Below are 1,008 nucleotides of genomic sequence, written 5' to 3' on the forward strand. Positions count from 1 at the left end.
TTCATTACGTCCCCTTGGCGGCGCCGCCGGCCACGGCGGAAAGCATCAGATCGGTGTCCAGACCGGCGGCAATAGCGAAGTTGATGGCCTCGGCCGCCCCTTCGACGGCTCCCGCCACCAGAATCTGATTGACCATCTTGGTGAGTTGTCCGCTACCGACCGGCCCGACCCTCGTGATAGTCGCGCCGTAGGCGGCGAGCACCGGCCTGGCCCGCTCGATCGTCTCAGGATCCCCACCGCACATGATGCTCAGCCGGCCGGCCACGGCACCTGCCTCCCCGCCGGAGACCGGGGCGTCGACGAAACCGACGCCGACCTCGGCGGTGCGCGCCGCGATCTCCTCCGCGAGTTCCGCGGAGGTCGTCGTGTGATCGACGATGATCGCACCGGGCCGAAGCGATCCCAGCATCCCGTCGGTGCCGATGACGACCTCGCGGACGTCGCCATCGGCACCGACGCAGAGGCAGACGACGTCGACCTCAGTCGCCGCGGCTGCGGGCGACGGCGCGATCCGGCCGGAATGTTCCTCGGCCCAGCGTGCCGCGGTCGCGGCCGTGCGGTTGAACACGGTGGTGGAGAACCCGGCCCGAACCAGGTGACCGGCCATGGGAAATCCCATCGTGCCCAGTCCGACGAAGGCAACACGCATGAACGTCACTCCTGTTTCGCCCCCGATGGCGTCCACCGGGATTGGTCGGTCATGAGGATCGGTCGGTCATGAGGATCGGTCAGTCGCCACCGCCCCGGCATCCGATGCCCCGACATCCGATGCCGGGGTGCAGACGAAGGCCCAGGGAGCTCCACGCAGCCTCGTCATCACCACGGTGACAGCCGGTCCACCGGGAATCAGATCACGACGGCGGGGTAGCAACCGGCGGCGGATCTCCTCGACGTCGCCGGCGAGGCCGCGTCGCCGGACGTCCAGCGAACCGATCTCACGAGACCGCAACAGGTCCGCGATCCGGCGCACGTCGAAGGGCAGCTCGGCCTCGATGCGCAGCAGGCGGG

2 protein-coding genes are annotated in these 1,008 nt (G+C 69.0%); both read right to left on the reverse strand.

Annotated features, from left to right (window positions below; translation table 11 throughout):
- Nucleotides 1-4 precede the first annotated feature (4 nt).
- A complete protein-coding gene (locus ACY45C_RS02280) occupies nt 5-649 on the reverse strand; it encodes an NAD(P)-dependent oxidoreductase (protein ID WP_462186009.1) in 645 nt (214 codons plus the stop codon).
- Nucleotides 650-715: 66 nt separating this feature from the next.
- On the reverse strand, nt 716-1,008 hold a 293-nt coding region (locus tag ACY45C_RS02285; RefSeq protein ID WP_462186010.1), incomplete at its 5' end, for a THUMP-like domain-containing protein.

It is taken from the genome of Frankia sp. CcWB2 (assembly GCF_977927585.1).